At 40.9% G+C, this 8295-nt stretch carries 9 protein-coding genes; 1 reads left to right on the forward strand and 8 read right to left on the reverse strand.

Annotation, left to right across the window (positions count from 1 at the left end):
- Window positions 1–243: 243 nt before the first annotated feature.
- The 3 genes from DSBG_RS20675 to DSBG_RS20685 form a co-directional block, all read right to left on the reverse strand.
- Complete coding sequence (locus tag DSBG_RS20675; RefSeq protein WP_242877788.1) at window positions 244–390, reverse strand: hypothetical protein; 147 nt, start codon at window positions 388–390, stop codon at window positions 244–246.
- Between the two features lie 364 nt (window positions 391–754).
- The gene (locus DSBG_RS20680) at window positions 755–1117 is read right to left on the reverse strand and encodes a YccF domain-containing protein (protein ID WP_068966797.1); all 363 of its coding nucleotides are present in this window, start codon (window positions 1115–1117) and stop codon (window positions 755–757) included.
- Between the two features lie 116 nt (window positions 1118–1233).
- Window positions 1234–2154, reverse strand: coding sequence for a DMT family transporter (locus DSBG_RS20685; RefSeq protein WP_068966799.1), 921 nt, complete (start codon window positions 2152–2154; stop codon window positions 1234–1236).
- 656 nt (window positions 2155–2810) lie between these two features.
- Between DSBG_RS20685 and DSBG_RS20690 the strand changes: the two genes are divergently transcribed.
- Window positions 2811–3527, forward strand: coding sequence for a Bax inhibitor-1/YccA family protein (locus DSBG_RS20690; RefSeq protein ID WP_068966801.1), 717 nt, complete (start codon window positions 2811–2813; stop codon window positions 3525–3527).
- 77 nt (window positions 3528–3604) lie between these two features.
- On the opposite strand, the gene DSBG_RS20695 is transcribed toward DSBG_RS20690, so the two are convergent.
- The 5 genes from DSBG_RS20695 to DSBG_RS20710 all read right to left on the reverse strand — a co-directional run bounded on the left by DSBG_RS20695 (window position 3605) and on the right by DSBG_RS20710 (window position 8237).
- Complete coding sequence (locus DSBG_RS20695) at window positions 3605–4636, reverse strand: threonine aldolase family protein (RefSeq protein ID WP_068966803.1); 1032 nt, start codon at window positions 4634–4636, stop codon at window positions 3605–3607.
- Window positions 4637–5067: 431 nt separating this feature from the next.
- Window positions 5068–5202 carry a hypothetical protein gene (locus DSBG_RS24155; protein ID WP_282434244.1) on the reverse strand — a complete coding sequence of 45 codons (135 nt, stop codon included), beginning with the start codon at window positions 5200–5202 and terminating at the stop codon, window positions 5068–5070.
- 153 nt (window positions 5203–5355) lie between these two features.
- The gene (locus DSBG_RS20700) at window positions 5356–6747 is read right to left on the reverse strand and encodes a cbb3-type cytochrome c oxidase subunit I (RefSeq protein ID WP_068966805.1); all 1392 of its coding nucleotides are present in this window, start codon (window positions 6745–6747) and stop codon (window positions 5356–5358) included.
- Window positions 6744–7139 carry a c-type cytochrome gene (locus DSBG_RS20705; protein WP_068966806.1) on the reverse strand — a complete coding sequence of 132 codons (396 nt, stop codon included), beginning with the start codon at window positions 7137–7139 and terminating at the stop codon, window positions 6744–6746. The genes DSBG_RS20700 and DSBG_RS20705 overlap by 4 nt, the downstream gene beginning before the upstream one ends.
- A gap of 87 nt (window positions 7140–7226) precedes the next feature.
- A complete protein-coding gene (locus DSBG_RS20710) occupies window positions 7227–8237 on the reverse strand; it encodes a uroporphyrinogen decarboxylase/cobalamine-independent methonine synthase family protein (protein ID WP_068966807.1) in 1011 nt (336 codons plus the stop codon).
- Window positions 8238–8295 lie beyond the last annotated feature (58 nt).

Genomic DNA, 8295 nt, shown 5'->3' on the forward strand with positions numbered 1-8295 from the left:
ATACCACAGGAAAACAAAGAAGCTACTCGTGAAGCCCTACTCTCCGATTGTCACTGTCATGCTGGACATCAACCGGAGACAAATTCCTTTATGCGGGCACTGCTTTGCCAATGTCGAAGCTGACAGATTTCAGCTCAATCAGTTGAAACGACGATAACTCATTTGGAATATGGAGAGCCGTATGCGGTGAAAGTCGCTTGTACGGTTCGGGAAGGGGCGGGTTACTTTGCTAATCCGCCTATTTCATCCTAGGATAGTCGAATAAACCATCAAACAGTCTTTTTCCGAAGAAAGAACTTTCTCTGCCAATTGGGTACAAATCATGGCCAATTCTCCCTCTTGGCCTGGTTTTGCTTTTAAGGTTGCCAGTAAGGTAAATATTGCAAACAACTCCTTTTTTACTTAGAATGCATTTACTTAAACCCATTTAAGTATTATCTTCAATAATATCTTTAATAATTTCAACACACGAGCTAATCTCTCGCTACTTCAGCAAAAGAAACACAATTTGGCCTTTAGCCATTAAGCACCTCGTTCGTTATTCTTTACAATTTACACATTTTTTCATATACCATGAATATTTTATATTACATTTACATTTCCATTTTTCTTGTTGCACTTCTAGCTACTTTTTTTCACCTATGTTCTTTAATAAGATTAAGTTTCCTATGGATTCGGCATGATGTGGTTTTTAAGAGCAACTGTCCACATTGCTTCCATTTTGACCATCCGCTCAAAGTTATTTTGCTTAATGTTAAGATATCTTCGCCCCAAATGGCATAAGACCAAGTTGCGCAAATTTAAAATGCTGAACTCCAAATGGAATGCCAATTATCGTTAAACAGAAAATTGCACCAATCACGAGATGTGCTATGGCAAACCCCCATCCAAATAGGATAAGCCAAATTATATTCAAAAGAAATCCCCCTGCGCCAAAATGACCGGGTTCAATTTCCTTTGCAAAAGGCCACAATACGAAGCTGGCAATCTTAATACATTGAATTCCAAACGGAATACCAATAACCGTTGCGCACAAAATTAGACCTGCAATCAACCATGCAATCGATGCGATAAGACCGCCCAATAGTAGCCAAATGATATTACCAATAAAATTCATTTTCCTCCTCCAAGTGCCAAGCTGCCACCCATCTCAGAGATCTCCTTTCTAGACTTTTTAATATCCCTATAATATTATTTATTTTATATAATAGAAATATGTAGTAATCACTCCATTTATTTGTAATCGGTGTATGAAAAAGGCTTATTTAACCATTCTACTTTCAAGCCTCGTTCAGATATATACACGCCCGTGAGAATTAAGAAACCACCAGCCACTGCCAAACTGGTAACACTTTCATTTAGTACAAGAATTGAAGTGACCATGGAGATCAGCGGAACGAGATAGATATAATTACTAGCCTTGATTGTCCCGATTAGCTCAACAGCTTTGTTCCAAGTAACAAAACATAGAGCTGAAGCAACGAGGCCAAGGAAACCAATATTTAAAATCTGCTGAAGGCTGATTACTTTCACGGGAATAAAATCTCCGCCGCGTACAATCATGATTGGAATCACTGTTATCAATCCATAAAAAAATATTTTTCTGGTTACAAAAACAGGATTGTGACGATGGTCTAATTTTTTCAATAAAACTGAATAGAATGCCCATGCTAAAGGTGCCATTAGGGCAAGAAAATCTCCAAGGAAATTTAGTTTTAATACAACGTGCGCGTTAAAAATCACCATAGCTGTTCCAGCAAAGGCCACTAAGAAACCCCCGAAAAGCTTTCTGCTGAACTTTTCGTCATTTGTGAAAAAATGCGACACGATTGCTGTTAGAATTGGAACCGTCCCTGAGAGAAGCCCCACATTGGTAGCTAATGTAAATTGTAACGCCGTGTTTTCTAATAGAAAATATAACGAAACACCGGATAACCCCAGTCCAAAGAACAGTAGTTCTTCTTTCGGTCCCTTTATCTTATGAGTCTTCGGGTAAAGCAAAAACAGCGCGAAATACCCGATAATAAAGCGATAGAATAGTATTTCCACCGGAGTTAATTTTTCCAATAAGATCTTGGTAGACACAAAGGTGGTCCCCCAGATAGATACTGTAAGCAATGTTATCAGGTGCCCGTACAACGTTCTTCCGCTCATGTGCTGCCTCCTATCCATATTATCCCATTTACAGCCCTAATCTAGCAAATAATATATCTCCCCTGATTCTTCTTAAGATAATGATGATATTACAGTTTTATGAAAAATCTCAAGTGAGTTTTTCCATCCATTTTGTGTCAGATCGAAAGGACACGAATATCATGTAATATACTGGAAAAGGGGGATATGCCGATGTTAATATTTGGTGCTGGTATCGCTATCGTAGTTGTTGCTATTCTTACACTGATAGCGATGGGTCTTGTCTTCTAATCCGATGCTTACTACTATCGAACACTCGGCATACCGCCTACATAGGCAAAGCGGGTGTTCGTTCATATTCCAAGCCTGGCTTATCTCCATCTCAAGGACATTAATAAGCTAGGATGGCCAATATCAATAAAGAAAAATGCCTGTCTATCAATTAGCTGATAGGCGTTTTTTAGTACTATTACAACATATCTTTAAGACAGGCTGAGATTACAAGTCGTACAATATCCTAATGTAATGCAATATATCATCGCCAATTTGAAACATGCTTGTGATCAATATATTAAGGTTTTGTGAAATCTATTATAACCGTTAGAAAAGTTAGTTTAGTCATGCTAATATAGAAGTATAGAAAACACATAAATCTAGATAAGCGAGGTGTAAAGAGCATGCCGCCTTTTGAGCATTCGTCTAGTTATTCTCATAGCCCTTACGTAATCGATGTAAAACAGGTTAAAACGGTCTCCTTGTCTCAGGTAATGGGTCTTTTATCTTTCATGTTCCTGTCCATGGCTGCAGGAGCTTTCCTAGTGCCTCAGCAGTATTTTATGCCGGCTGTCATTTTAGAATTTGTTTTACTGTTTGTTATTCCCATAGTTAACCGACAGGCTGCAGCACGCGGAAATGACCCTGCTACAGGATTAGCAGGAGGACTTGCCCTAGTTTTTGCGACTTGTGCCGGAGTTGTGCTTGGGCCGATAGTTCAATCCTTGGCAGCGACTTCTGAAGGGCTTGCTGTTCTCGGTCAAGCTTCTTTAGTGACATTTATTGTCTTTGCCGCCTTTGGCGCATACGGCCTTATGACAAAACGTAATTTGAGCAGTATGGCAAAAGTGCTCTTCATCGGCTTATTAGTTTTGATAGGAATAACGATTCTCTCGATGTTTTTCAGCAGCTTTTTCAGCCCGTTCGGATTGCTGATTGGCTTAGGTGGGGCTGTTCTTTTTTCACTGATGACAGCATTAGATTTTCAGCGCGCTAAATATAGCACCGCAGACAATGCAGTTTTAGTTACCTTGAGTATTTTCTTGGATTTTGTCAACCTGTTTACTTTCATCCTTAATATCTTTTTGATAGTTGGTGGCGGTGGTCGTAAACGTTTGTAAGAGTTAAATTATTGGAGAATATTATGGAGCTTAACCCACGTTACTGTCTGCCAAAGATAGCAACGTGGGTTAATCATTCATATCTTGAGTACTTTCTTCATGTCCTCGATAAACGCTAATACTGCCTCCTCTTTCGTCGCCCAGGACGTAACCAGTCGAACTGCTGAGTTATCATCATCAGCCTTTGACCAAACATAGAATGAATAGTCTTTCTGAAGCTCCGTAATCAATCGATTGGGTAATATCGGAAATAGTTGATTTGATGGCGAGTCTATTAAGAACCTAAAACCAGCTTTGTCGATTGCATCCCTGAGCAAACCCGCCATCTGGTTAGCATGCTTTGCAAGGTCAAAATACAGATCGTCTTTGAAAAGCTCAAGAAACTGTATGCCTAGGAGTCGTCCTTTAGCTAGGAGCGCTCCTTTTTGTTTCATATGAAAACGGAAATCTTCCTTAAGCGGATCTACGCAAATCACAAGTGCTTCGCCCAAAAGTGCTCCATTCTTGGTTCCCCCGATATAGAAAGCATCAACAAGAGTTCCCAGATCGGAAAGTTTCAAGTTATTCTCATCTGAACACAAAGCTGAACCCAGTCTTGCACCATCCATGAACAAAAACAGATCGTTCTCCTTGCAGAACCGGCTTATCTGTTCAAGTTCGTCCTTATGATATATTGAGCCTATTTCTGTCGGATTTGAAATATAAACCAACTTAGGTTTCACCATATGCTCGTCGGTATGTGAATCAAGTACCGTCTTGATGTGCGAATCGTTCAGTTTGCCATCACTGACTTCGATGGATATGATTTTATGGCCTGTAGCTTCTATAGCACCTGTCTCATGCACCAGTATATGACCTGTGTTGGCTGCAATTACGGCTTCGTGAGGTCTTAGGAAAGCTGAAATAGCAATAAGGTTTGTTTGTGTACCACCTGCGAGCAGGTGAATATCGATGTCGTTCCTTCCGATTCTTTGCTTTAAAATTTCAACCGCTTTTAGTGTATAACTATCCTCTCCATAACCATCAATCTGTTCAAAGTTTGTTTCAAGCAAAGAGTTTAATATTCTAGGATGTGCTCCTTCACTGTAGTCGTTCTTAAAACTGTACATATGTCAAGACTCCCTCTTGTTTTAAATGTTTATAACAAATAAGCAATTAATCTTTGTGCTTAAACGGTACGACCAGTCCGTTCATATATTCTTAGGAACATGAACAAACTTTTACCTTTCTCGATTATAAAATGTAATTAGGTCCAGTGAAGGTGGTTGCTGCTTCAATTGTCTTACCAAGTGGTCATTGGTGGCGACCTCAGCAGACGAGAACCACAATTATCATGATATCATTTATTATGGATTTAATGTACTCTTCCCCTATAAATATCCCCCATAAAAATGCCATCACAAACGTTCTTCGGTGTTATTGTTTGGGTGGTTAAGGATAAATAATACTTTGACTTTTGACGCCAGAATTTCAAAGGCCACCTGAACGAAAACAGGTGGCCTTTGAAAATTTACAAATGGTCTGACTGGCTGGAGGAGTTCTAAAGTTTAGTAAACTCGTTTACTCCTGTCACTTCAGTAGTTAAGGAATCTAAGGCGACAAGATCTGCTGCGGAAAGCTCTTTAAGTGATGCTTTCCCAAGGGCACGCATTCCTTCTTCCATTTCTAAAAGCATGGCTGTTATTGAATTGACGACACTCGTAGCAGCTTGATCGATATCTAGTTTACTTTTGGAAGAAGAGTCTCACCTGCATCTTCATCGCGGCACCAACAACAAGAACGACTCGTTATCGTAATTTGCATGGGTTGACCTCTTAAGTTTCATATTTTACAACTTTTTATTCTTCGTCGTTTGCCAAGCCTTAAAGATACGCCAAGACAGCAGAAGGTCACCGAGAGTAAACATTGCCCCCCCCAATACTCGCATAATTAAATAAGGGTTAATAAGCAACCGCACTTCCATAAAATCGATACCTAAGATTCGCCAAAAATAAGTCTCTATGAAACCAGCAACCAGTAGAGATGAAGCCATGGTGATCAACCCTCCATTAAGCAAAAATACCGCCAAGACTCCCCTCTTATAGCCTTTGAGTGTGGGTTCACTCCCTCGACTCAGAATGTAATAACACCCAGCTAAAACTACAAAACCAAGGCTGCCAAATAAGGCCAAATGGGCATGACCGGATGTAACATATGTTCCATGCATATACAGATTGACCCAAGGTATGGTAATGAATAGTCCTAATAGGGAGGCACCTGTTAGATGATAAAAAACACTGCTCAGCAGCAACCATAAGGTTAGTTTCTCTCTATTACTCCTAACTTTAACGGATTTTAAACCTTTATAGGTCATAATAGCTAACATTCCTACGGGAATGACTTCTAGGACGCTAACCAACGAACCAATGGCTAACCAGACAGCGGGAAAACCAATCCAATAATAATGATGTCCGGTACCATAAAAGCCTCCAACCACCGCCATACTGGCCTCCAGATAGAGCCACTTTTCCACTTGAGCACGCGGAGCTAAACCAGAAACGACGTAAAACGTAGCAATAAAACCAGCCGATGTTAGTTCAAAGGCCATTTCCTCCCAGAGGTGAACGACCCAGAACTTGGTTACCTCATCGGTGATCGGATTTCTATAGGTTATAGTGTTCGGAATTAATAGTAAAAACAAAAAGATAATTCCCACCGTCATTATCGCCGAGGCCGGTGTTATATTCCTCTTGTCCGTCAGCAAAGTTCGAATCAGGTTATAGGAGGCTAGGGCCAATGCTAAACAGATGCCAGCATAAAAGATGGGCATCCCTTCAAGATATTCTCGACCATTACCAATCCGCAGGGCTAGGGTTCCAAAGATAGATACACTAAATAACATCACGATCCAATACTGCCAACGAGCCAGGCGGGGAGAATGGATCTCCCGATTAAGTTCAGCAGTGGTAAAGAAGAAAACCATTCCCATGGTGCCAATGAGGGGCCATAAGTCGGCCAAACCAAGATGGATTGCTCTTCCAAATTCAAAAGGGATCGGTGAAGGTAAATCGGGTATCACTAAATCCAATGACCCTAGCAAGGCCACCACACTTTGCAGGGCAAATAGGCTTACGGCCGAGAAACAATACCTACGGCTTATTTTTTGGGCAATAAATTGCTGTTTTCGCGCAATAGATTTATCACCCTTACCTCTAAAGGAAAACCACTTTAACAGTTTCATGAGTCCTTCTCCGCCTTCTCTCGCTGGGGAGGCCACCCTAAAGTCGGTATGGTTTGCACAAACTCGAGGTAGTGCACTAAATTCACTGCATCCACCTCGTTGAGAGCTGGATGATGGGCCAATTTATTGGGACGCATCACTGGCGGCTGGACAAGGTAGTTAATAAGGTATGCCGGAGTCTCCTTCGTTGCAACATGCGTTAAATCGTCCGCGACATACCCTCCGTTTCCGAATAGGGTGTGGCAGCTCACACAATTATGTCTTTGCCAGACAAGTTTGCCTGCTACGGCCTGTTCCGTCATTGGAAACGGAAGCCTTGCCGATATCAAGGTAACCCCAACAAATAATGCAAAGGATAAGATGCTTAAATACAAGAAAGTTCGCAGCTTCATGAGACTACCTTCCGATTCTGCCAAATATAGTTATTGTATTGTTTGCCAAGATTAGAAAAGTATACAAACTATTCATGAATTTGATATCTAGCGTGTCCGTAGATTTTTGGATACTTCTCGCAATAATCTAAAGGAGCGCTCAATACTCGCTGTTCCGTCTCCATTAATTAGACAGCAACGGGACGGGGCTAACCATGATCTGTCAAATAGTAGACCGTCATCCAGCCCCTGCTGATTAAGAAACTTCCATAATTGGAGCAGACGATCCGTTAGTGAATCGGCAGTCTCCGAACATAATTCGCTAGTCAAGGTTGGAATGATTCCCCAGGATATAATTCCCCCGTTTCGCAAGAACTCCTTAACCTCATCGACGTAACGTACCAAGATGTGTCCCCAACTGAAAGCATCCACGGAGAGGATATCAAGCTTTGCGTCTAGAAGAAAGGACCAATCAGGATTACCACATAAATGAACCCCTTTAGGACCCGGTAGCTTAGATAAGAATGTTCGATATTCAACTAAAGCCACTTCATACGTGTAGGCACTCAACGAGTTAAAAATCATTTCTAATCCCGGTTCATCCAACCAAACAAAGGGGTTTGGATGAACTCGTTTTAATTGGTTATATTGCCACGTTATTTTTTGATGAAGAAACTCATATAAAATCTCCCGCACAAAATCGTTGTAAATCATAGGTTTAAGTTCTTCATCACATATTTTGAGCCCGAAACTGATGGGGCCAACAGTCTGCCCATGAATCATCGGGTATGCGGAAAGGTCTGTCGACAAAAAACCATTAAACGCTGCAGACGAGTCTCTGTCCAAGGCAAAATACTCTAGAGTGACACCTTGCTCCAGATATTCATCAAGTTCCTGTGCAAATCGTTGGTGGGAGAAAGAAAGACGTTTGTTAGCTTCGTCTATGCTCATTCCTGGAAAATGTTCCGCAAATTGAGCGTACATGTCTTCCTTGAATCGAAAGTGAGGTAATTGAGGCCAAAAAGGAATATCTAAACTAAGGGCCAGTTTCTGTGCGTCGGGTAAATTTGTATGTGGTAAAATCCCCATAGCTGTAGTTAGGGCTTGACCTGATAACATAATCTCCACCTCTTTTCATATTTTTCATTATATTCCGAAATTTATGTTACTTAAATAA

It is taken from the genome of Desulfosporosinus cupriresistens (genome assembly GCF_001707885.1).
In the GTDB taxonomy this organism is placed as follows: Bacteria; Bacillota; Desulfitobacteriia; order Desulfitobacteriales; family Desulfitobacteriaceae; genus Desulfosporosinus.

What these genes read in the sequence shown, in the direction of transcription:
- DSBG_RS20710 (WP_068966807.1), bottom strand. Translation starts at nt 8,237, where the DNA reads ATGTTATCAGGTCAAGCCCTAACTACAGCTATGGGGATTTTACCACAT.
- DSBG_RS20680 (WP_068966797.1), bottom strand. Translation starts at nt 1,117, where the DNA reads ATGAATTTTATTGGTAATATCATTTGGCTACTATTGGGCGGTCTTATC.
- DSBG_RS20695 (WP_068966803.1), bottom strand. Translation starts at nt 4,636, where the DNA reads ATGTACAGTTTTAAGAACGACTACAGTGAAGGAGCACATCCTAGAATA.
- DSBG_RS24155 (WP_282434244.1), bottom strand. Translation starts at nt 5,202, where the DNA reads ATGCTTTTAGAAATGGAAGAAGGAATGCGTGCCCTTGGGAAAGCATCA.
- DSBG_RS20685 (WP_068966799.1), bottom strand. Translation starts at nt 2,154, where the DNA reads ATGAGCGGAAGAACGTTGTACGGGCACCTGATAACATTGCTTACAGTA.
- DSBG_RS20705 (WP_068966806.1), bottom strand. Translation starts at nt 7,139, where the DNA reads ATGAAGCTGCGAACTTTCTTGTATTTAAGCATCTTATCCTTTGCATTA.
- DSBG_RS20700 (WP_068966805.1), bottom strand. Translation starts at nt 6,747, where the DNA reads ATGAAACTGTTAAAGTGGTTTTCCTTTAGAGGTAAGGGTGATAAATCT.
- DSBG_RS20690 (WP_068966801.1), top strand. Translation starts at nt 2,811, where the DNA reads ATGCCGCCTTTTGAGCATTCGTCTAGTTATTCTCATAGCCCTTACGTA.